Genomic DNA, 20,027 nt, shown 5'->3' with positions numbered 1-20,027 from the left:
GGGCCGGGACGGCGTGGCTCGCCGTGGTGGGGGCCGGGCCGGCGGGGGCGTCGGTCAGCCGATGAGGTGGTGGGTGCGGGTGTTCCGGGCGCGCAGGCGCTCCCGGGTGGCGATCCAGATCGTGAGGGCGGTCTGCCAGAAGGCCATGACGAGGAAGGCCGAGGAGTCCAGCAGCTCCACCCAGCTGGAGCCGTCGCCACCGAAGCGGCTGACGGCTCCGGAGACCATCTCCACGAAGACGGGGGCGAGGGCCAGCAGGAAGGTGCTGAGGCTGAAGGTGTAGCCGCCCACGATCAGCCAGGAGTACCAGCGGGCGGCCCGGCGGTCGACGGGGTGCCACAGGGATTCGTCGGCCAGCCCCTCGGTGCGCCCGCGCAGCCGCAGGAGGCGGTTGCGGAGCAGGCGTACGGACGTGGTGTGCAGGTCCACGCAGCCGAGCATGGTGGTGATGAGCACGTACACGTCGGTGCGCAGGTAGAGGAAGAACTGCCACAGCACCCGCAGCACGGCGGCGAAGGCCACCGCGAGGCAGACCTTGCCGGCGGTGGTCTCGGCGCCGCCGGGGCCGCGGGCGGCGTCGGCGACGGTGATGAGGACGGAGACGAGGACCAGGTCGGCGACCATCCCGGCGACGATCGGCAGGTAGCGCTTGCGGCGTTCCACGGCGACGAGCCCGTCCAGGGCCGTCTCGACCACGAGGAAGTGGAAGCGGTGCGAGAGCCTGGTCCTGGAGCCGATGCCCAGACGCCGGGCGGCCAGGGCGTGGAAGGCCTCGTGGATGGCGATCAGGGGCGCCGCGGCGACCAGCATGACCAGGCTGATGACGGCGTAGTACTCGCTGAACAGCATGTCCTCGGCGGTCGGTACGAGGTCCGGGGAGCGGACCACGCGCCAGAGCGCCCAGGCGGTGATCAGCCCGTAGCAGATCCAGGCGGGCGGGGAGAACAGGGCGCGGCCGAGCCGCTGCCAGCGCACCGGGCCGGCCCGTGCGGGCTCCTCGCCCTCCTCGCGGACGAAGCCGAGTTCGCGCAGGGCGCCGATGATGTCGTCCATGTCGACCTGTTCGCCGTACTCTGCGGCGTACCAGTCGGCGGCCTGGGACGGGGTGGCGCCGGCTTCGAGGCGGCGCACGAGGTGGGCGCCGTCGACCGGGAAGATTCCGTAGGAGTCCGTGTCGGGCCGCCCGATGGTGACCTCTTCGCCGTCCTCCAGGTAGACCAGCGGGTGGAACGGCAGGGGCGTGTCCGCCTCACTGCGGATGCCGTGCTCCGGCATGGGGTGCTCCCTCGGCTCGTGGTCCGGACCGGCTGCGGGCGGGGCCCGCCGTCCGGGAGGCGCCGTCATGCCGACGGACGGCCCGAGTCACCTCGGGCGGTCCGGGGCACGACGGCACCGGACCCCGGCCGATCAGAAGCCGGGGCTCAACCGAGCCGGGATCAGCTGGGGTTGGTGTAGACGTCGCACGCCGAGGAGGTCAGACGGACCGGACCGGCCTTGCGAACCTGGATCTTCTTCATGGGAATCTCCTTCACATCAGTGGGTGATGCGGACGTGTCCATCCTGGCGAGGGCCACCATCGTTTCCCCAAATCTCTGCCAAACGCGTACGGCTCGGCGAACCCCGCCGTGTGGCCCGCGAGCGGCCCCTGCCAGCGGTGGGTTCCCGACGGTTACCACGCCTTCCCGAACCCGCGGGGCGCCCTCCTGCCCGCCTCGTTCGCCGACGGCACCGAACACCGCATCCGCCCGGCGGGTGCCTATGGGAGGAACCGTCGCGTGGCGGGGGGCCCGTGGGGTCGGGGCGTACGGGGTCGGGGCGTTCGGGGTCGGGGGCGGCGGCTTCAGCAGGAGAGGTTGGCGCCCGGGGCGACGCCGAGGATGGCGGTTGCGGGTCGCGGGGGTCGTCGGGGTCGGACTCGGCGTGGTGCCGCCTCCGCCGCAGGCGCCCTGGTCGGCCCAGACTCCGGAACCGGCGTGGGAGGGGACCTCGCCCTGGGTGCACCATTTGGCCTGCCAGTTGCGGCCGCCCGAGGAGGCGGACATGCCGCCGGTGTAGACGGTGGCGGCCGAGTAGGGGGCGGCGCAGTCCGCCGCCTGGGCGGGGGAGCCGAACGGGACAAGGGCGCCGAGTGCCGCCACGGTGACCGCGGCGGCGGACATGGCGGTAAGCCTCTGCTGGGACACGAGCCACTTCTCGTGAGGAAGGGGGCCTCACCACCACGGCGGGCCGTCCCGCCCCAAACCAAGAGCTGGTCTGGACCAATGAACATCCCCCGTGAGAGCTACAACTGCCGTCCCCGCGCGGGTGATCCCCTGAGGTGCGCGGATTCCTAGCGTGGTCCCCGGAACACCACACGGTGCCACGGCGACGGGAGACCACCATGGACGCGACGTCCGATGCACGGCGAGACACCGAGGCAGAGTCCGCGTCCGGGGCCGAGTCCGGCCCCGGACGGATCCCGGAGGCGCTCGGCGGGCGCCTGGGCCGGATCGCGCGCGCGCCGGTCGGGTGGCTGCTGACCGGCCTGGTCGGCGTCGGGCTGGTCTCCGGGCTGACGGCCACCGGCCCCGGCCCGGTGCCGGTGCTGGGCGCGGCCGCCGCGGTGCTCGTGTACTGGTGGGTGATGGAGCGGGTCGCCGGGCGCTCGGCGCCGGAGATCGGCCGGCACGGGGCCGTGCGGGAGGCACTGCTCGGCGGCGGAATCGGCCTGGGCTTCGTCCTCGTCCCCGTCCTCCTGCTGACCGCGTTCGGGGGTTACTCGTTCTCCTGGGCGGGTCACGGCTTCCTCCCGGCCCTCTGGACCACCGTGATGGTGCAGGTCGGGGGGTCGGTCACCGAGGAGCTGCTGTTCCGCGGTCTGGCCCTCCAGGCGCTGGAGCGGATGTGGGGCAGCCGGGCGGCCCTGGTCATCACCTCGCTGTTCTTCGGAGTCGCGCACCTGGGCGCGGCGGAGGCGACCCTGTGGAGTGCGCTGGCGATCGCCGTGGAGGCAGGGGTCCTGCTGGGTGCCGCGTTCCTGTGGCGGCGTAGCATCTGGTTCGTCGCCGGGATCCACTTCACCTGGAACGCAGCCGAACAGCTGCTCGGCATACCGGTCTCGGGCCACACCCCAGAAGGCTGGTTCACCCTGGACGCGCAGGGCCCCGCCTTCCTGACCGGCGGCGGCTTCGGCCTGGAGGCATCGATCGTGCCCGTGCTGGTCGGCTCGGCCATCGCCGTCTGGATGCTCCGCCGGGCCCATCGCAGCGGCGGGATCAAACCCCGCACCCATGCCGGCCGCTGGAACAGCGGTATCGGCCGGACCTGAGGACGTACGTGACATCACGTCAGAAGGGTTGGCAGATACCGCTGTTCCAGCGGCCGTACGGCTGGTGGCAGCGGCGGGAGGTCTTCGTCCGGGACTCCGTGCTGGCCCTGGCCCTCACCGTGTCGGCCTTCCTCCCGCACCTGTCCCCCATCGGCGCGCAGATCGGCGATCTGCCCCGGCGGCCCGAGAACGCCCTGGCCCTGGTCCTGGTGCTGGCCCAGAGCCTGACGCCGGCCGCCCGCCGCCGCTGGCCGGCGGGCACACTGGCCGTCGTCTCGGGGGCCTTCGCCCTGCACCAGATGCTGGGGTTCCCGACCACGTTCGCGAGCATGGGCCTGTATCTGGCGCTGTACTCGGCGGGCGCTCACCAGGTCCGTCACCGGCGTGCGTCGGTCCTCGCGCTGAGCGCGGGCTATGGGGTGCTGGCCCTCGTCCTCGACCGTCTCGGCTCGCCCCAGTCGTTCCTGGACTATCTCGCGTTCTATCTGTTCCTGACCGCTTTTCTGCTGGTGGGGAGGACCGTGCGCAAGCACCGGACACAAGAGGCGGAGCGGCGGCGGCTGGCCGCCGAGGTGGCCACGGCCACCGAGCGGGCCCGGATCGCCCGGGAACTGCACGACGTGGTGACCCACCATGTCACCGCGATGGTGGTGCAGGCCGACGCCGCGCAGTTCCTCCTCGACTCCGCGCCCGAGCGGGCGGGCGAGTCGCTGACGCATGTGAGCGACACCGGCCGGCGGGCCCTGACCGACCTGCGCCATCTGCTCGGTGTCCTGGAGGCGACCGGGGAGGGCGCTTCCGCGGAGCTGGCACGCGGCGGCGACCGTTCGCCCACGCCGGGAGAGGTGGGCGACCTCGTCGAGCAGACCCGCAGATCGGGCCAGCCTACGGAGCTCACCGAGCGGGGTGAGCGCCGGCCGCAGAGCGTGGAGGCCGAACTCGCCGCGTACCGCGTGGTGCAGGAGGCGCTCACCAACGCCGTCACGTACGCGCCCGGCAGCCGGACCCGGGTCCGGCTGCGGCACGCCGAGGAGCACACCGAGATCGTCGTGACGACCGACGGCCCCGCCGGCGTGCCGGTGGTGGAGGGGGCGCGCCGCGCGGGCGGAGGACGCGGGCTGGGCGGGCTGCGCGCACGGGTGATGATGCTCGACGGCAGTTTCGAGGCCGGACCCCGCCCCCAGGGGGGCTTCGAGGTGCGGGCCGTCATTCCCTTCCAGCCCAGGCAGGTGTGAGCCGAGTGAGCACCCCACCCGACCCGATCCGCGTCCTGGTCTGCGACGACCAGGCCCTCGTCCGGACCGGTTACGTCACGATCTTCTCCGCGCAGCCCGACATGGAGGTGGTCGCGGAGGCGGGGAACGGGCACGAGGCCGTCGCGGCCGCACGGCTGCTGAGCCCCGACGTGGTCGTGATGGACATCAGGATGCCCCTGCTCGACGGCATCCAGGCCACCCGTCGGCTGGCCGGCCCCGAGGTCACGGACGCGAGCCCGCCGAAGGTCCTGGTCGTCACCACGTTCAACGTCGACGCCTACGTGTACGACGCGTTGCGTGCCGGAGCCAGCGGGTTCCTCCTCAAGGACGCGCCGCCCGCCGAGCTGGTGAACGCGGTCCGGACCGTCGCCCGGGGCGAGGCCCTCCTGGCGCCCGCCGTCACCCGCCACCTCATCGGGCACTTCGCCGGACACCTGCGCCCGGCCGGGAACGCCCGGCCGGGCCGGGACGAGGTCGTGCGCGCGCTGAGCCCCCGCGAACTGGAGGTTCTCCGGCACATCGCCGAAGGCCTCTCGAACACGGAGATCGCCGCCGCGCTGTACATCACCCCCGAGACCGTCAAGACCTATGTGTCCCGGATCCTGGCCAAGCTGGGTCTGCGCGACCGGGTGCAGGCCGTGGTGCTCGCCCATCGGACGGGACTGGCTTCGGGCACGGGGTGAACCGGGGCCCGTGCCGGGCGGCCGCGGACCGCGCACTGTTACGCCGTGACGCAGTGACGCCGTGACGCCGTGACGCCGTGACGCCGTGACGCCGTGGCAGAGTGCGCCCGGTGGCCGCCGCCCTACGGACGCGCCGCCGGGACGGCGGTAGCGGGGATACGGGACGGGGCCGGGAGGGTGCGGGCGGAGACGGCCGCCGTCGCGGCGCGTTCGGGGTCCGACCAGACGAGGACCGGCAGGTCCGGGCGGCCGGCCTTCAGGCGCGCCTCCCTGCGGACCCACAGGCGCAGCAGTGCCGGTCCGGGGTCCGGGCCGTCGGCGGCCTCGCGCAGTTCGGCTTCGGGCAGCAGGCGCCGCAGTTGGCGCAGGGGGCCGGGGCGGCGCGTGGAGGGTTCCACGTCGATCCCGACGGCTCCGGGGCCCACGGCCGCCGCCACCAGGCCGTCCGCATGGCTGAAGCTGAGCCCCACTCCGGGGCTGCCGGGCAGGTGGGGCCGTCCGTGACCGGTGCGGCCGCAGTCGGGGCAGAGCTGTGCCGGGGCCGCTTCGCCGAGGGGCAGTCCGGTGAACCGGGCGGTGCACAGGCGTACCAGCAGCCTTGCCGCCACCACGTCCGCGCGGCGGCTCGCTGTTCTGATCCCGGCGAGCCGCCGGTGCTCCCAGGGTGCGAGGAGGCCCTCGTGCAGCAGGGGGTGGGCGAGGACCTCCGCGGTGGTGGCGACGACCGCGAGGGCGGCGCCGGTGGTGTCCGGATCGGTGCCGGGGGCTCGTCCCGGCAGCGGGAGGCCCCTGGCGGGCACGCGGTCAGCCTGCGGTGCTGAGGAAGCGTTCACGGACCCGGCCGAGGGTGCGGAAGTCGTCGATGGTGACCTCCTGGAGGTCGATGGTGCTGCCGGAGAGCTCCTCCAGGAGGTCGATGAACTCCAGGAAGTCCATCGAGTCGATGAGACGCGCCTCGATGAGGTCCTCGTCGGTGTCGATGGGGCCGTCCAGGCCGGGGTTCTTCTCGTACAGCCAGGAGGTGATGCGGTGCACGGCGGGTTCGCTCCTTGCGGTCTGTGGTCTGTGGTCTGCGGTCTGCGGTCTGCGGTATGGGGTCCCGGGTCGGTCCGGGGATGCGGGGTGTGCGGGTAGGCCCGCTCACGCTCCGGCTTCGCGGAGGCGATCCAGGGCCCGTTCGGCCGTGCCGTGGGCGAGGAGCATCGCGTGGACCCAGCGTTCGAGGCCGAAGGCGACACAGGCGCTGTACGCGGGCCCGGCGGACCCGGCGCGGATGTCCAGGCGTTCGCCGAAGAAGTTGCGGTGGCGGTTGACGGAGGCGATGGCCGTGCCGTCGGCGGTGGAGAACTCGTGCTTGACCGGGTCCAGTGCCATCAGCCGGGCCCGGGATCCGCCCTTGTCGTAGAAGGGGTCGTCGGCCACGCCCCGGGTGAGTTCCAGGCCGAGCCGGGCGGCCGTCCCGGCGATGAACTCGGATCCTCGTTCCAGGTGTTCGACAGCGCCCTCCTTGGTGCCGAGGTAGAGGACCTCCCGCATGTGGAAACCCCACATGCGGCGCAGTCCGTCGTAGTGGGTCTCGTTGCGGAAGCAGCGGCCGGCGGCGGAGAGGCGCAGGCCCCGCTCGCCGATGTCGGTGTCCTCCAGGGAGAGCAGCAGTCCGTAGCAGGTGGCGGAGGGCAGGAGGTAGCCGGTGGGAAGCAGGGTCCGCTCCCCCGGCACGGCTCCGCCGGCCAGGTCGTCGAGGGCGTCCGCGGTGAACCGCCCGGCGGACACGCCGAGGTGGGGGAAGTTGCGGAAGAAGTCCAGCCGGGCCAGACCTTCGACGGACAGCAGGGGCGGCCCCACGACCTCGGGGGCGCCGAGTCTGGCCGCCAGGCCGGTGAGCAGGCCGTCCAGGCCGTGCAGCAGGGCGGTCCGGGCCGGGTCGAGCGTGATCAGGCCCGGGCCGGGACCTTTCAGGCCGAGGTCCCGCAGGTCCGAGACGGGTGTGCTCATTGGAGAAGGCTCCCTCTGGGGTGGTGGATGTGTGGGGGCGGCGACGACGGCCGGTTTTCGCGGGCGGCCGGGCGCCGCGGGCGGGCGTCGCGTCCGTGGCCGTGGACGGCGTTGCCGACCGGCGGCGAGACGCCGCAAGGCCGTACGAGCGGTGTGCGCGAGGGCGCGGGGACCGCGGGCACGGGCGGGTTCGAGTGGTGGACTTGCGTGGTCAGCGTCGACCGGCGGATGCGCGGCAGCGCCGCAGGAGCCGGCTGACGCCTGGTCAAGGAGCAGGCCGCGCATGGGGACAGTAGGCCGCTCGGCTCGCGAATGTCTAGACCAAACCGCGAGAGCGGCGGAGACCTCCGAGCCTTGTCCGAAAGTCGCCGGTCAGGGCAACAGCATCCCCCCGGGGAGGACTTGACAGGACGTCTGGTCTACACCAATTCTGCTCGTGGCGTTGCACCTCCGGCCGCCCCCGACCGCCCCCGGACACCCGGGACCGGTGTCGGTCGGTGCGCCCCGGCCGCACCCCGGGATCCGCCTCCGGGCCGGGCCCCGAGCCCGGTCCACACCCGGACCCCGACCAGGTCGGGCACCGCACTGCCCCCGGCCCGCCGCCGGGGCGGGAGGCGTGCCGGACGGCCTCCCCGACCCCAGTTCTGGAGAGATCCCATGACCACACCCGATCCTCGGCGCCCCCGCCCCCGCCTCCACCGCGCGGCCTCGGACCTGCCGTACTTCAGCGCGGACGGCGAGTCCTATCTCGCCCAGACCACCCTGCGGGAACTGCGGAAGTCACGGCCGCTGCGGGTGCTGTCCGAGGCGGACTTCACCCACTGGCAGACGTACGGCTACGTCATCGTCCGCGAGGCGGTGCCGCCCGAAGCCGCCCGCCGGCTCCTCGACTTCGCGTGGCGGTTCCAGGGCCTCGACCCCGACCGGCCGGACAGCTGGTACGAGGACCGGCCGCTGCGCTCGGAACTGGACCGGCAACTGCACGTGTACGGGTTCGTGGAGGCTTACCACCACCAGCTGCTCTGGGACAACCGGCAGGCCCGACGCGTCTACGATGCCTTCGTCGACGTCTGGGACTGCGAGGAGCTCTGGGTCACCCAGGACCGGCTCAATCTCAACCCTCCCAACATCGGGAACCGCGACCGCGCCCTGATCGAACCCACCGCCCGCGGATTCGACATCGACCTCCACTGGGACATCGACACCACCCTCCAGGTCCCGCCGCAGCGCGTCCAGGGGATCATCGCGCTCAACGCGACACGGCCCGAGTCCGGCGGGTTCCAGTGCGATCCGGAGCTGTTCCGGCGGTTCGAGGAGTGGAAGACCACCCAGCCCGCCGACCGCGACCCGCTGCGCCCGGACGTGGACCGGACGGAGTTCCCCGTCGTCCGCCCCGACCTCGGCCCCGGTGACCTGCTGATCTGGAACGGCCTCCTCGCGCACGGCGTGGCCCGCAACACCTCCCGGGACCAGGTCCGGGCCGTCCAGTACCTGTCGATGATGCCGGCCCTGGAGGAGCACGAGCGGCTGCGGCGTTCGCGCGTCGAGGCCTGGCGGCACCTGCGGACCCCGCGCTGGAACAGGACCCTGGTCGGCGACCCCGTCCTGCACGAGTCGAAGCGCTACCCGACCGCCGTCCTCGACCCGCTGGGCAGCCGGCTGCTGGGGCTCACCTCCTGGCACGACCCCGAGCCCGTCGAGACCCCTCAGTCCGCCGAGGCCGCCCCGGCCGGCGAGGCCACGCAGGCCGCCGAGGCCGCCGAACGGAACGGGGAGTCCGCGTGCGCCGCGTCTGCCTGACCCTCCCCACGAACCGCCCCTCCACCGAGGCCATCAGGGCGATCGTCGAGGAGGCCGCCCGCGGGGCCCGCGACTCCCGCGCCGAGGTGCACCTGCTGGTCCTCGACTCCTCCGCCGACGCGGACCTCGCCGCGCACCGGGCCGCCGTCGCCTCGCTGCCCCCCGCACCCGGAGTCCTCGTCCACCACTACGACGAGGCCTGGCAGCGGGCCTTCCTGCGGGAGGTGATCGCCCGGTCCGGTGCCGCCGAGCCCGAGCGGCTGCTCGGGCTCCTGCTGCCCGCCGCGGTCTCCTACGGCGCCTGCACCAACCGTGCCTTCCTCGTCGCGGAGGCCCTGGGCTGCGCCTCCGTCCACCGACGGGACTCCGACAGCCGCTACCAGCAGCTGGACGGCGAACCGGTCCACCCCCTGCCCCACGAACTGGCCGCCCTGGGACGGCGTGCGGGTGACGTCTCCGCCCTGGTGACGCGCAGCAGACTCGACCCGGCCTGCGTCGACCGGCCGGTGTCGCTGGTGGGCGGCTCCTTCGTCGGAGAGATGTCCGTGGACCTGGCGGAGATCCGCCGTACGGACCCGTCCGCCTACGAGGAGGTCGTCGGGCTCTCCGTCCCGCCCGGCTATCCCGAGCTGTGGCGCAGGCACCTCGTCGCGGGATCCTTCCGGGGCGCCGGCACCACCCCGTTCACCTCGGATTCCACCACCCTCACCCATGTCGGCCCGACCCGGGTGGACATGTGCAACATCGCCCTCGACCGCGAGGTGTACGGCCGTGTCCCGCTGCCGCCCGCCCGCGACACCATCGGCAGCGACTACTTCCTGATCCACCTGGTGCACGACGCCCGGCTCCCTGGTGTCCTCCACAACCGGCACATCGTCAACTACCACACGGAGGAACGGCGTTCGGACTCCGGATTCCTCGCCTACCAACTGCGCTTCGCGAAGTTCCTGCTGGCCGGACCGCACTTCGACCGCGTCTACGCCACCACCCGGCGGGAGGGTGCGGCGCTGCTCGACCCCGAAGGGCGGATCCGGCCCCGCGCCGTCGCGAGGGCCGTCCGGGACGGGGCCCTCGCCGACCGCACCGAGGGCGCCGAACGGCTCGACCGGCTCGTCCGGACGTACCGCGCCCTGGGCGGCCGGTACGCGCGGGCGGCCGAGTCCCTGACCGCGCGCGCCGGGGAACTCCTCGACGAGGCCCGCCGCGACATGGAGGAGTTCGCCCTGCTGACCGACGTCTGGGAGCAGCTGACCGCGGCCGCCCGCACCCACCCGCGTCCTGCGGGCCGCCCGCTCCGGGAAGCCGCCGGGTACCGCGCATGAGCCACGACCCCGCCCCGCCCACCAGGACCGTGCACACCCTCCGGTACGAGGGCGGCACCACCGGCCGGGGGCCCGTCACCCTGGGCCAGGCGAACATGATCCGCTGCATGCTGCGCGACGAGCCGGAGCACATCAACATCCACGCCGTGTGGCCGGTGCCGGAGGGGACCGGCACCGGCCCGGTCCTCGACGCCCTGCGCACGCTCGTGCTCCGGCACGAGGCACTGCGAACGACCTTCCCGTACGACGGCGAAGGCCCGCCCCGGGAGCAGACCGTGACCCCCGCGGGCACCTTCACCGTCACCGTCCTCGACCACGCGGACCTCCCCGGGCCGGCCGGGGAGCACGCCGAGGCCCTGGCCCGGGACGCCCGCAACGCGCCGTTCCGGCTGGACGCGGACTTCCCCCTGCGCCTCGTCCTGGTCGCCCGCGCCGGACGGCCCCTCCAGCTGGCCATGGCGGCCAGCCACGCGGCGGCCGACGCGGGCGCCCTCGCGGTCCTGCGGGAGGAATGGCTCGCCCTGCTCGCAGGAGACACCCTGCCGGCTCCGGGCTCCCTCACCCCGCTCGCCCAGGCCGCCGAGGAGGCCTCCCCCGCCGGCCGCCGCAGGTCCGAGGCCTCGCTGCGCCACTGGGAGCGGATCATCCGGACGGGGCCGCAGGCCATGTTCGCCGAGCCGGGCGCCGAGGGCACCGAGATCCCGACGCCGTGCCTCACCCTCCGGTCGCGCCGGGCCGCCCGCGCGCTGGCCGGGGTGGCGGCCCGTACGGGGGCCCTGCCGTCCACCGTGCTGCTGACGGCCTGGTGCGCGCTGATCGCGCACCGTACGGAGCAGGAGGCCTGCGTCGTCGCCGTCCCGAGCGCGAACCGGTTCCGGTCCGGGCTGGCTCGGGCGGTCGGCACCCTGTCCCAGGACGCGCTGCTGTGCCTCGACACCAGGGTCCCGGGCTTCGACGCGCTGGTGGCGAGGGCATGGGGCGCGGCCCTGGACGCCTACCGGCACAGTCAGTTCGACGCGCTCGGCCTGTGGGAGATGATCGACGGGGTCACCTGCGAGCGGGGCAGCCGGTTCACCCGGGACGTGGTGTTCAACGATGTCAGCACCCTGGTGCGGGACGGGGCGGACGGCCCCGAGCACGAGCTGGCCTGGGGCCCGGGGCAGGTCCTGCCGACCCGTGCCCTGAGCTTCGTGTACGCGACCGATCCCCTGCTGCACCTCGGCCTGTGGGCCGATCCGGCCCTGTTCACCCGCGAGCAGGCGGAGGGCTTCCTGACCGGGCTGGTCCGGTTGCTGGAGGCGGCGGTGGCGGCGGACGTTCCGCTGGCGTCGCTGAGCGGGGTGACGGGGGTCGAGCCGGTCCGGCACGGCCCGCGGTGGGTCCGCGCGGACGGCTGCTGGACCTCGCCGCCGCTGGTGGCGGAGGCGCTCGGCCGGGCGCTGGGCGGACGGGCCGCGCACGTCAGCGCGGACGGCCTGACCGCGTACATCGCGGCCGGGGACGGTCCGCTGACCCCGCGGCGGGCTCACACCGCGCTGATGGAGGCGCTCCCGGGGCACCCGGGCGTACTGGCCCCCCGCCGGTACGTGATCGTCCGCCACCCGCCCGCGCCCGCGGACGCGGACCGGAGCGGCGCATGGCTCAGTCAACGGATACTCAGCGAAGGGACCGGCCGGGCTCCGGCGGATGCGACATGACGATGGATGAGGCAGTGGTCCCCCGGGCGCCCCGGAAGAGGCCGCCGAGCCCGTGGAAGTCGAGCCGGTTCCGGCTCCTGTTCATGGCGCGCAGCGCCTCGCTGCTGGCCGACGGCATGCTGATGGTGTCGCTGACCAGCGCCGTGCTCGGGGCCGGCCACGGCGCGGCCGGGGTGGGCTACGCGCTGGCCGCCTGGATGACGCCGATCGTGCTCCTCGTGCTGTTCGGCGGGGTGCTGGCCGACCGCTTCACGCCCCAGCTGATGATGGTCGGCGCCGACGTCGTGCGGATGGTCGCCATGCTCGCCCTGGCGCTCCTGCTGGTCGCCACCGACATACGGCTGTGGCACATCATGGCGCTGCTGGCGCTCAGCGGCGCCGCCACCGCCATGTTCCAGCCGGGGCTGGCGAGCCTGGTGCCGCAGGTCTCCGAGGACATCCAGCGGGCGAACGCGCTGCTGCGCATCTCGGAGGCCATCTGCACCCTGCTGGGTCCCGGGGTCGCCGGTCTGGTCGTCGCCTACTGGAGCGTCGCGGGGTCGTTCACCGTCATCGCGGCCGCGTACGCGCTCAGCGCGCTGGGCCTGGCCCCGCTGCGCCGGCTCGGTACGGCCCGGGACACCGAGGACGACCCCATGTGGCAGCGGCTCCTCACCGGCTGGCACGAGTTCCGCTCCCGTGGCTGGCTGTGGGGGGTGATCTCCCTCTGGGCGGTGTACGGCCTGTTCGTCTTCGGCCCCGCCATCCCCTTGTGCGCGGTCCTGCTCACGGAGCAGCACGGGGCGGGCGGGTACGGCTGGATCGCGTCGGCCGACGGCGCCGGGACGATCGTGGGCGGTCTCCTGGGCATGCGGGTGCGACCCCGGCGGCCGCTGGTGGCGGGTGCCTGCGCGATGTTCTTCTTCTCCCTCAACCCCCTTGCCCCCGCGCTCGGCTGGTCGTTCACCCTGACCGCCGTGACCGGAGCGGTGGCGGGCTGCGGGTTCGCGTTCTGGGGCGTCATGTGGGCGACGAGCGTGCAGTCCCACGTCCCGTTGGCCGTCCTCAGCCGCGTGTCGGCCTACGACGTGGCCGGGTCGATCATGGTCATCCCGGTGGGGCGCGCGCTCGCCGGTCCGGCCGCCGAGGCCTTCGGCGCGGACCGGGTCCTGCTGTTCTCCTCGGTGGTCGGCGTCGTCTGCATCGGCGCGATGCTCTGCGTCCCGGCCATCCGCGCCCTGGGCCGCGCCCCCGAGGACCCGGACCGGGCCGCCCCGCTACCGGGCAGCACCGCGGCTGCGTGAGCGGCGGGGGGTGCGGGGGCCCTCCGTTCTCCCGTTCCTCCGCCGGAATACACACCGGCGGCCACGGGTTGCAGCCCAGCGTGCACCGTCGACCCGAGCCGCCCAGCGGCATACACCCCCTGCTGGCCGGGCGCTTCAGCCCCTACCGGTTCGATCCGTCGGCGGTGGTAGACGACCACGCCCTCGGCCTGCTGCTGGAAGCGGCACGGTGGGCGCCGTCGGCGGGGAACTCCCAGCCGTGGGGTTTCCACACCGGCAGGCCCGGTGAGCCGGAGCACGAACGGGTCCTGCCTCACCTCGCACCGAGCTCGGCCCGCTGGGCCACGGAGGCGAGCCTCCTCGTCGTCGCCCTCACCCGCCGGCACGTGGATGACACGAGCCTGCTCTACTCCGAGTTCGCCGACTACGACCTCGGCCAGGCCGTCGCCCACCTGACCTTCCAGGCCCAGGCCCTGGGCCTGGCCTCGCACCAGTTCCGGGCATTCGACCTCGAAGGGCTCACCAAGGAACTGGACCCGGCCCCGGGCTGGGCGATCGTCTCCATGCTCGCGGTGGGCAGGGCAGCCGACGGCCCGCCCGAGGACCGCACCCGCCACAGCCTCGCGCACCTTCGCTCCGCACCCTGGTCTCAGCCGGATCTGGGCGCGGCCCCGGCCGACTGCGTGGTGCTGGAGGACGCCGCCTATCTGGCCCAGCTGGCCGAACCCTTCCGCCCGCGCGGCCCGGCGGAACGGGAGGTTCCCGGAGCCCCCTGGGACATGGTGGGGTGTGACGAGCGCGTCGGGGGCGATGCCGAGCAGGAAGCCCTTGATGTCCAGGGCGTGCGCGCCGCGGTGGGCCTTCCGGTGCACGGGGGCGCTGTGGCCGGCGCGGACCAGTGCGATGTCGAGGCCGTCGGGGGTGGCGGCCGCAGACGTCGCCCAGGAGGAACGCCCAGCGGCCGTCCTTGAGGGGGAAGACGTCGTAGAAGTCGCCGCCGATGTCGAGTCCTTCACCCGCGGGGTGGTGGTAGGTCGCGACCTCGGCCCCGGGCACCTCGGGCAGGTCCGGCAGGAGAAGCCCTGCCCGGAGGTCGCGGGCGAGGGCGGCGCGGCGGGCGTACTGGCGGGCGTTGCGCACGGCCGAGGCGGCGCGGCGGGCGAGGTCCTCGGCCAGGGCGACGGTGTGGCCGTCGAAGGCCTGGCGGGCGATCTGCTCCAGCAGCACCCGGTGCTCGGCCGTCAGCCGCTGAGCGTGCTTGACCTGGGCGGTCTCCACCCCGACCACCCGCACCCCCATCACATTGCCGCCCGCGTCCACACGCGGCTCGTAGGTGAAGTCGAAGAAGCCCTCCCGGGTGCCGTCCCCTTGACCGAGCGGCAGCCCGGTCTCGGTGCGCCCGTCGCCGATCGCGGTGAAGAACGCCGCGTTCGCCGACTCCAGCATGTGGGCGGGGCCGGCCAGAGTGGCGAAGACAGCCGAGGATTGTGGGGGTACTCGTCGAAGATCTGATCCAGACCGGTCACCGCAGAGCGCCTCTCCCAACGCTCCCCTCCAGCAGCCCCGGGCCTCGGCGGGATCGAACCGCACCTGCGATGGTGTGTGCTGACAGAACGTCGACCCTGAAGGGCATTCACCGCTCATGCGCATCAATCGTCTCACCACCACCGTCCTGGCCGCCGCGCTCGGCTGCGCCGGTATCCTCGCCGCCGGCCCGGCGGCGAGCGCTTCCGCCTCGTCCGGCTGCCAGTACAAGGTCCTGTGGCCGTCCGCCGGCGTGTACGAGAACCCGAACCCGAACAGCGTGGTCGTCAAGACCAAGCACGCCGGCGACATAGTCGGGGCCTCGACCTGTGAGGGCGCCAGCTACAACGAGTACGGCTACGTGCTGGTCACCACCGACGCGGCAGCCGACCGGCGGGGTTGGATGCGCGCCGAGGCCGTCGTCCAGATCTGACGCATCCGCGGCCCCGGCCCCGGCTCCGGGCCCGGCCGACAGGTCGGCTGTCGCGGGAGCGTCTGGCGTCAGCGCTCCGGACGGAGGATCATCCGGTGGCACGGGCCGCCGACCGGCGGCGGTCCGGCCGAGGGCCCGGTACCGCGGGCCGGGGGGAGGCGTGCATGACCGCCGCGGAACAGCTGAACTGGGCAGCCCTCCTGCAGTTCGACCAGGAGCGGGGGCTTGAAGACCGCCGCCACGACGCGGAGGCCGCCGGCCGCCGGGGGGACGGCCGGGCCCGGGCCCGGTACCTCCAGGAGGTAGCCCAGCTGGAGATGCTGCCCAGGCTCTGGGAGTTCGGGATCCCGCTCACCGTGGAGGAGTACCAGGACGCCGGGCGGGTGCGGTCCTGGATGGCCCATGAGCAGGCCGCGGCCCGTCACGGGGCACTGACCCGGGACCCCCACATGCGGTACTTCTGGTCCCCGGACGGCCACCTCATGTACGTGACGACGGCCCGTGACGACGGACGGTTCGTCGTCAACCACGACTTCCTGACGCCCACATGGGCCGACCGGCTCCGCCGGGACATTCCGCAACTGGCACACCTGGTCACCCTGTACGAGAACAACCAGAAGGCCCGCCGGGGACACGAGGGAGCCCCGGCCGGCACACCCCTCCCCGACGTCGGCATGCCGGAACCGCTCAGGCTGTGGCGGACCCGCGTGGAGGACGTGCTGCGGCGCAGGGCCGCGGAGACCGCGCCCGGCACCACCGGCTGACCGGTGGCTTCGGGCTGTTGCTCCTGCTTGACCTTGCCGCTGGCGGCAGGGTTGGACGACGGCCGGCATGAACAGCACCTCACCCCGCGCCGGCAGGATCGTCGCCGTCACCGGGGCCGGCACCTGGATCGGCCGGGCCACCGCCCGCGCCTTCGCCGCCCAGGGCGAGCCCCGTCGGATTCTCCGCACCGTGCTGGAGGCACACGGGCGGCCGGACGTGCTCGTCAACAACGCCGGCATCGTGCGCAGCGGTGCCCTGGGCACGCTGACGCCCGGGATGATCGAGGCCCAGCTCGCCACCGGCCGGGCGGCTCGACCCGGGTGCGGAACCTCACCGCGTGCTCCTCCACTCCGCGTAGGGCTGGGCTGGGCTGGAGCAGAAGCGGATCATGACCTGCGCTTCTCGATTCCCGACCGGTCCCGAGGGGTCACAGTCCGGAGCCGCCGGTGGCGTCGATGACCTTGCCGGTGACCCAGCGGGCGTCGTCCGAGGCGAGGAAGGCCACGATATCGGCCACGTCCTCCGGCCGGCCGACTCGGCCCAGCGCGGCCAGGGAGGCGGCGTGGGCCTCGGCTTCGGGGTTGCCGCGCAGCCAGCCCGCGTTGACGTCCGTGTCGATGATCCCGGGCGCGACCGAGTTCGCCGTGATGCCGCGGGGGCCCAGTTCCTTGGCGAGATTGAGGGTGAAGTTGTCGAGGGCGCTCTTGGTGGCCCCGTAGGCGATGATCTCGGGCATCGCGAGGTGGGCGGCGCCGCTGGAGATGTTGATGATCCGGCCGGCGTCGCGCAGTCGCTTCAGTCCCTCCCGCACGATGAAGAAGGGTGCGCGGACGTTCACCGCGAAGACCTCGTCGAAACCTTCCTCGGTCAGGGACTCCAGGTTCGCGCCGTGGCCTACGCCCGCGTTGTTGACGATGATGTCGACAACGGGGGCGGGCGTGTCGTGGGGCACCTGGGTGTCGAAGGCCGACCAGAGGGCCGCGGCATCGCCGTGGCTTCCGAGCCGCGCGTGGAGGGCCCACGCGCCTGTTCTGGGAGCGGGGCTACGAGGGCGTTTCCATCGGCGAGCTCACCGAGGCGATGGGCATCCGCTCGGGCAGTCTGTACGCGGCCTTCGGGGACAAGAAGTCCCTGTTCCAGGAAGTGGTCGACACCTACGGCCGGTCGCCGGTCGGCGCCTTCGCGGGCATCGCGCTCCGGGAGGAGCCCACCGCGTACGGGGCCTTCGCCCGCATCCTCCGGGAGGCCGCCGCCATCTACCCCGACTGCTCGCACCCGGCCGGCTGTCTGGCCATCAGCGCGGCGACCAACGTCACCACCCAGGACGCGGAAGTACGGTCCCTGCTCAGCGACCTGCGCCGCAGGAACGTCGACGGGTTCGAGGACCGGCTGCGGCAGGCACAGCGGGCGGGAGAACTACCCGAGGACGCCAGCCCCCGCGCCCTGGCCGACTACTTCGCCACCATCCTGCAAGGGCTCTCGCAGCGAGCCCAGGACGGCGCCACGGCCTCCCAGCTGACCGCGGCGGTCGAGGTGGCCCTGACCGCCTGGCCCACGGCGCCCGCCGCCACAAGCCCCTGACCGCGGGCGTCCATGGCCCGCCCGGGGCGGCCGGGAGCCTTCCGGTCGCGGGACCCGTCCGCAGCGGGCCGGTCAGGCGCCGGGCAGGAAGAGGCAGAACAGGTGGCCGTGCGGGTCGCGCAGAACCAGTACGTCGTCCTGAGGCTGCTCGTCCTCCACCGTCGCCCCCAGGGTGCGGGCCCGCTCGGTCTCCGTCTCCAGAACGAAAGCGCCCAGCATCGTCGTCATGCTTCACGGCTGCCCGCAGCACCACTCCCCATGCCTCCACCCGGTACGGCGGAACCGCAACGTTGGCGTCGGATTCCCGCCAGCCACTTCCATGCGCTCCGTGGTCCGCTGAACTCATGAACGGCGAGCGGAGCGGAGTCGCGGTGGCGATATGCCGGGCGGCTTCCAAGGAACCCCGGCCGGACGGGCCGTTTCGGAACAGCATCCTGGAAGCTGGCCACCCCACGTGAATTCCGACGGCGAGAACTCGATCGAGTTCGTTCACGGACAAGGCGACGACATGATCACGCACATTTCCTCCACGACCCTCTACGTGACCGACCAGGACGAGTCCCTGGCCTTCTACCGCGACGTCCTCGGCTTCGAGCTGATCACGGACGTGGACATGGGCGGCGGAGCCCGCTGGCTGGAGCTCCGGCCGGCCGGGGCGCAGACCTCGGTCGTCCTGTCGAAGGCAGAGGCGTTCGACAAGTCCCCCGGCGCGGGCGCCTACCTGATCTTCGCCGCCGATGATGTGGCGGCGACGGTCGCGGAGCTTCGGGAGCGGGGGGCGACGGTGACCGACCCGAAGGAGGAGCCGTGGGGCACGTACGCGCTCGTGGACGCCCCCGACGGACACAAGCTGCACTTCAACCAGCGAGCCGGCCGCTGAGCGGTCCGTGGCCCCGCCCATGGAGCGGCGGGGCCACGGAGGGTTCGTCAGGAACCGTCGCCGGGCCGGAACAAGCGGGCAACGACCGCGGCCGCCCCGGCGGGGGGCGTGTTGCGGAGTTCGGCGGCCAGGCGCTGCGCCGGGGCGGTCGGTCTCCACCGCCCCGTGGCGGTACCCGTGCGCGGCCGTGCACTGCGTGCAGTGTGCCGGGCCCCGGGACATGGCCTGCCCGCACTCGGTGCGGGGGATCCTGTCGTAGGCCGGGCCGGCGCGACACCCCGCGCGGGGGACTCGCCCTAGTCGAAGCGTACGGGGAGGTATTTGATGCCGTTGATGAAGTCCGAACGGAGGCGGCGGACCTGACCCGTCACCGCGAACTCCGGGTGGTGCAGGAGGAGCTGGCGGATCAGGGCCTTGATCTGGGTGCGGGCCAGGCCGGCTCCCAGGCAGAAGTGCGGGCCTCCGCCGCCGAAGGCCAGGTGTTCGTTGGGGGTGCGGTGGACGTCGAAGGTGAAGGGGTCGGCGAACACCTCCTCGTCGCGGTTGGCCGAGGTGTAGAACGTGACCACCTTCTGGCCCGCCTCGATCGGGCGCCCGCGCAGGACGGTGTCGCGGGTGGCGGTGCGGCGGAAGTTGTGGATCGAGCCGCCCCAGCGCAGGAACTCCTCGGTGGCGGAGGTCCACAGCGCCTCGTCCTTGGGAGAGGCCGCCAGCTCGGCCCGAACGGCCGGGTGCTCGGCGAGCGCGATCACCGTGTGGGAGAGCAGGTTGCGGGTGGTCTCGTTGCCGGCGACGCAGAGCAGCACGAAGAACATGTTGATCTCGTGCTGGGTGAGCCGGTCCCCGTCGACCTCGGCGTGGACCAGAGTGGAGAGGATGTCCTCGCGCGGGCGGGCCCGCCGGTCGGCGGCCAGCAGATCGCAGTACGCGTAGATCTCGGCGGCCGCGAGGTCGCTGTCCTGGCGGCCGGCCGACAGCTCGGGGTCCTGGCCGCCCGCCATCCGGTTGCTCCACTCGAAGATCAGCTGTTCGTCCTCGGCCGGCACGCCGACCATCTCGCAGATCGTCTGGATGGGCAGCCGGGCCGCCACCTCGGGGACGAAGTCCATCTCGCGGCCCGGGACGACGGCCTCGTCCACCAGCCGGGCCGCACGCTCACCGATCCGGTCGGCCAGCCGGCGGACCACCCGGGGGGTGAATCCCGCGCTGACCAGGGCCCGGTAGCGGGAGTGGCGCGGGGCGTCCATGCCGAGCAGGACCAGGCGCAGGCTCTCCAGGGATTCGGGGCTCTGGTCGCGGACCATGAACGAGCCCAGTTCGGTGGACCAGAGCTCGGGATCGCGGCTGATCGCCTTGACGTCGGCGTGCCGGGTGACGGCCCAGAAGCCCTGGTGGTGGCCGGGGCCCGGGACCTCGTGCCAGTGGACCGGGTCCTCGCGGCGCAGCCTGGTGAACTGCTCGTGCGGGACCCCGGCGGCCCAGGTGTCTTCGAGGAGGTCCACTTCACCGGTGGGTATCACGC

General features: G+C 73.3%; 18 protein-coding genes and 2 pseudogenes. 13 read left to right on the top strand and 7 right to left on the bottom strand.

Going from position 1 to position 20,027, the window contains the following annotated elements; all coding sequences use genetic code 11:
• Positions 1-54: 54 nt before the first annotated feature.
• The gene (locus tag ACZ50K_RS15155; RefSeq protein WP_468902644.1) at positions 55-1,275 is read right to left on the bottom strand and encodes a hypothetical protein; all 1,221 of its coding nucleotides are present in this window, start codon (positions 1,273-1,275) and stop codon (positions 55-57) included.
• A 1,105-nt stretch (positions 1,276-2,380) separates the two neighbouring features.
• Here ACZ50K_RS15155 and ACZ50K_RS15150 point away from each other — a divergent pair.
• The 3 genes from ACZ50K_RS15150 to ACZ50K_RS15140 are packed head-to-tail and all read left to right on the top strand — an operon-like array spanning position 2,381 to position 5,246.
• A complete protein-coding gene (locus ACZ50K_RS15150) occupies positions 2,381-3,307 on the top strand; it encodes a lysostaphin resistance A-like protein (protein ID WP_468902641.1) in 927 nt (308 codons plus the stop codon).
• Positions 3,308-3,315: 8 nt separating this feature from the next.
• A complete protein-coding gene (locus tag ACZ50K_RS15145; protein ID WP_468902639.1) occupies positions 3,316-4,542 on the top strand; it encodes a sensor histidine kinase in 1,227 nt (408 codons plus the stop codon).
• Positions 4,543-4,547: 5 nt separating this feature from the next.
• Complete coding sequence (locus ACZ50K_RS15140; protein WP_468902637.1) at positions 4,548-5,246, top strand: response regulator; 699 nt, start codon at positions 4,548-4,550, stop codon at positions 5,244-5,246.
• Between the two features lie 122 nt (positions 5,247-5,368).
• Here the strand turns inward: ACZ50K_RS15140 and ACZ50K_RS15135 are convergent, their stop codons facing one another.
• The 3 genes from ACZ50K_RS15135 to ACZ50K_RS15125 all read right to left on the bottom strand — a co-directional run bounded on the left by ACZ50K_RS15135 (position 5,369) and on the right by ACZ50K_RS15125 (position 7,241).
• Positions 5,369-6,046 (bottom strand): 4'-phosphopantetheinyl transferase family protein, encoded by a 678-nt coding sequence (locus tag ACZ50K_RS15135; protein WP_468902634.1) that lies wholly within the window; start codon positions 6,044-6,046, stop codon positions 5,369-5,371.
• A gap of 4 nt (positions 6,047-6,050) precedes the next feature.
• Positions 6,051-6,281, bottom strand: a complete 231-nt coding sequence (locus ACZ50K_RS15130) for an acyl carrier protein (protein WP_468902631.1) — start codon at positions 6,279-6,281, stop codon at positions 6,051-6,053.
• Positions 6,282-6,386: 105 nt separating this feature from the next.
• Positions 6,387-7,241: a class-II aminoacyl-tRNA synthetase family protein gene (locus ACZ50K_RS15125; protein ID WP_468902628.1), complete on the bottom strand. Its 855-nt coding sequence runs from the start codon at positions 7,239-7,241 to the stop codon at positions 6,387-6,389.
• Positions 7,242-7,898: 657 nt separating this feature from the next.
• On the opposite strand from ACZ50K_RS15125, the gene ACZ50K_RS15120 reads away from it, so the two are divergent.
• The 8 genes and pseudogenes from ACZ50K_RS15120 (at position 7,899) to ACZ50K_RS15085 (ending at position 16,043) form a co-directional block, all read left to right on the top strand.
• Entirely contained in the window at positions 7,899-9,041 is a 1,143-nt protein-coding gene (locus ACZ50K_RS15120; protein ID WP_468902626.1) for a phytanoyl-CoA dioxygenase family protein, read from the top strand.
• The gene (locus tag ACZ50K_RS15115; RefSeq protein WP_468902622.1) at positions 9,023-10,363 is read left to right on the top strand and encodes a DUF6271 family protein; all 1,341 of its coding nucleotides are present in this window, start codon (positions 9,023-9,025) and stop codon (positions 10,361-10,363) included. Before ACZ50K_RS15120 ends, ACZ50K_RS15115 begins: the two co-directional genes overlap by 19 nt.
• The gene (locus tag ACZ50K_RS15110; RefSeq protein WP_468902620.1) at positions 10,360-12,060 is read left to right on the top strand and encodes a condensation domain-containing protein; all 1,701 of its coding nucleotides are present in this window, start codon (positions 10,360-10,362) and stop codon (positions 12,058-12,060) included. Before ACZ50K_RS15115 ends, ACZ50K_RS15110 begins: the two co-directional genes overlap by 4 nt.
• Positions 12,057-13,343 (top strand): MFS transporter, encoded by a 1,287-nt coding sequence (locus tag ACZ50K_RS15105; RefSeq protein ID WP_468902617.1) that lies wholly within the window; start codon positions 12,057-12,059, stop codon positions 13,341-13,343. The genes ACZ50K_RS15110 and ACZ50K_RS15105 overlap by 4 nt, the downstream gene beginning before the upstream one ends.
• An 80-nt stretch (positions 13,344-13,423) precedes the next feature.
• Positions 13,424-13,972, top strand: a pseudogene (locus ACZ50K_RS15100) (nitroreductase family protein); the annotation flags it as partial.
• Between the two features lie 271 nt (positions 13,973-14,243).
• Positions 14,244-14,834 carry a hypothetical protein gene (locus ACZ50K_RS15095; RefSeq protein WP_468902615.1) on the top strand — a complete coding sequence of 197 codons (591 nt, stop codon included), beginning with the start codon at positions 14,244-14,246 and terminating at the stop codon, positions 14,832-14,834.
• Positions 14,835-14,964: 130 nt separating this feature from the next.
• Positions 14,965-15,279, top strand: coding sequence for a glycosyltransferase (locus tag ACZ50K_RS15090; protein ID WP_468902612.1), 315 nt, complete (start codon positions 14,965-14,967; stop codon positions 15,277-15,279).
• 164 nt (positions 15,280-15,443) lie between these two features.
• Complete coding sequence (locus ACZ50K_RS15085; protein WP_468902610.1) at positions 15,444-16,043, top strand: hypothetical protein; 600 nt, start codon at positions 15,444-15,446, stop codon at positions 16,041-16,043.
• A 428-nt stretch (positions 16,044-16,471) separates the two neighbouring features.
• Here the strand turns inward: ACZ50K_RS15085 and ACZ50K_RS15080 are convergent.
• Positions 16,472-17,068, bottom strand: a pseudogene (locus ACZ50K_RS15080) (SDR family NAD(P)-dependent oxidoreductase); the annotation flags it as partial.
• A gap of 56 nt (positions 17,069-17,124) precedes the next feature.
• On the opposite strand from ACZ50K_RS15080, the gene ACZ50K_RS15075 reads away from it, so the two are divergent.
• On the top strand, positions 17,125-17,625 hold the full coding sequence (locus ACZ50K_RS15075) for a TetR family transcriptional regulator C-terminal domain-containing protein (protein WP_468902609.1): 501 nt from the start codon (positions 17,125-17,127) through the stop codon (positions 17,623-17,625).
• A gap of 72 nt (positions 17,626-17,697) precedes the next feature.
• Here the strand turns inward: ACZ50K_RS15075 and ACZ50K_RS15070 are convergent, their stop codons facing one another.
• Positions 17,698-17,853 (bottom strand): VOC family protein, encoded by a 156-nt coding sequence (locus tag ACZ50K_RS15070; RefSeq protein WP_468902606.1) that lies wholly within the window; start codon positions 17,851-17,853, stop codon positions 17,698-17,700.
• A gap of 280 nt (positions 17,854-18,133) precedes the next feature.
• Here ACZ50K_RS15070 and ACZ50K_RS15065 point away from each other — a divergent pair, with 280 nt between their 5' ends.
• Positions 18,134-18,505, top strand: a complete 372-nt coding sequence (locus tag ACZ50K_RS15065) for a VOC family protein (protein ID WP_468902603.1) — start codon at positions 18,134-18,136, stop codon at positions 18,503-18,505.
• Between the two features lie 296 nt (positions 18,506-18,801).
• Here ACZ50K_RS15065 and ACZ50K_RS15060 read toward each other — a convergent pair whose 3' ends face one another.
• The gene (locus tag ACZ50K_RS15060; protein WP_468902600.1) at positions 18,802-20,025 is read right to left on the bottom strand and encodes a cytochrome P450; all 1,224 of its coding nucleotides are present in this window, start codon (positions 20,023-20,025) and stop codon (positions 18,802-18,804) included.
• Positions 20,026-20,027: the final 2 nt, after the last annotated feature.

The sequence above is a fragment of the Streptomyces sp. NPDC033845 genome (genome assembly GCF_055576225.1).
The sequence above is the reverse complement of the archived record's forward strand: the minus strand, read 5'-3'. Positions and strand labels throughout refer to the sequence as shown.

Bases quoted from the DNA above. Each gene is read 5' to 3' on its own strand.
- ACZ50K_RS15075 (WP_468902609.1), top strand. From the start codon at position 17,125: ATGGGCATCCGCTCGGGCAGTCTGTACGCGGCCTTCGGGGACAAGAAG.
- ACZ50K_RS15125 (WP_468902628.1), bottom strand. From the start codon at position 7,241: ATGAGCACACCCGTCTCGGACCTGCGGGACCTCGGCCTGAAAGGTCCC.
- ACZ50K_RS15070 (WP_468902606.1), bottom strand. From the start codon at position 17,853: ATGACGACGATGCTGGGCGCTTTCGTTCTGGAGACGGAGACCGAGCGG.
- ACZ50K_RS15090 (WP_468902612.1), top strand. From the start codon at position 14,965: ATGCGCATCAATCGTCTCACCACCACCGTCCTGGCCGCCGCGCTCGGC.
- ACZ50K_RS15065 (WP_468902603.1), top strand. From the start codon at position 18,134: ATGATCACGCACATTTCCTCCACGACCCTCTACGTGACCGACCAGGAC.
- ACZ50K_RS15085 (WP_468902610.1), top strand. From the start codon at position 15,444: ATGACCGCCGCGGAACAGCTGAACTGGGCAGCCCTCCTGCAGTTCGAC.
- ACZ50K_RS15150 (WP_468902641.1), top strand. From the start codon at position 2,381: ATGGACGCGACGTCCGATGCACGGCGAGACACCGAGGCAGAGTCCGCG.
- ACZ50K_RS15105 (WP_468902617.1), top strand. From the start codon at position 12,057: ATGACGATGGATGAGGCAGTGGTCCCCCGGGCGCCCCGGAAGAGGCCG.
- ACZ50K_RS15155 (WP_468902644.1), bottom strand. From the start codon at position 1,275: ATGCCGGAGCACGGCATCCGCAGTGAGGCGGACACGCCCCTGCCGTTC.
- ACZ50K_RS15120 (WP_468902626.1), top strand. From the start codon at position 7,899: ATGACCACACCCGATCCTCGGCGCCCCCGCCCCCGCCTCCACCGCGCG.
- ACZ50K_RS15110 (WP_468902620.1), top strand. From the start codon at position 10,360: ATGAGCCACGACCCCGCCCCGCCCACCAGGACCGTGCACACCCTCCGG.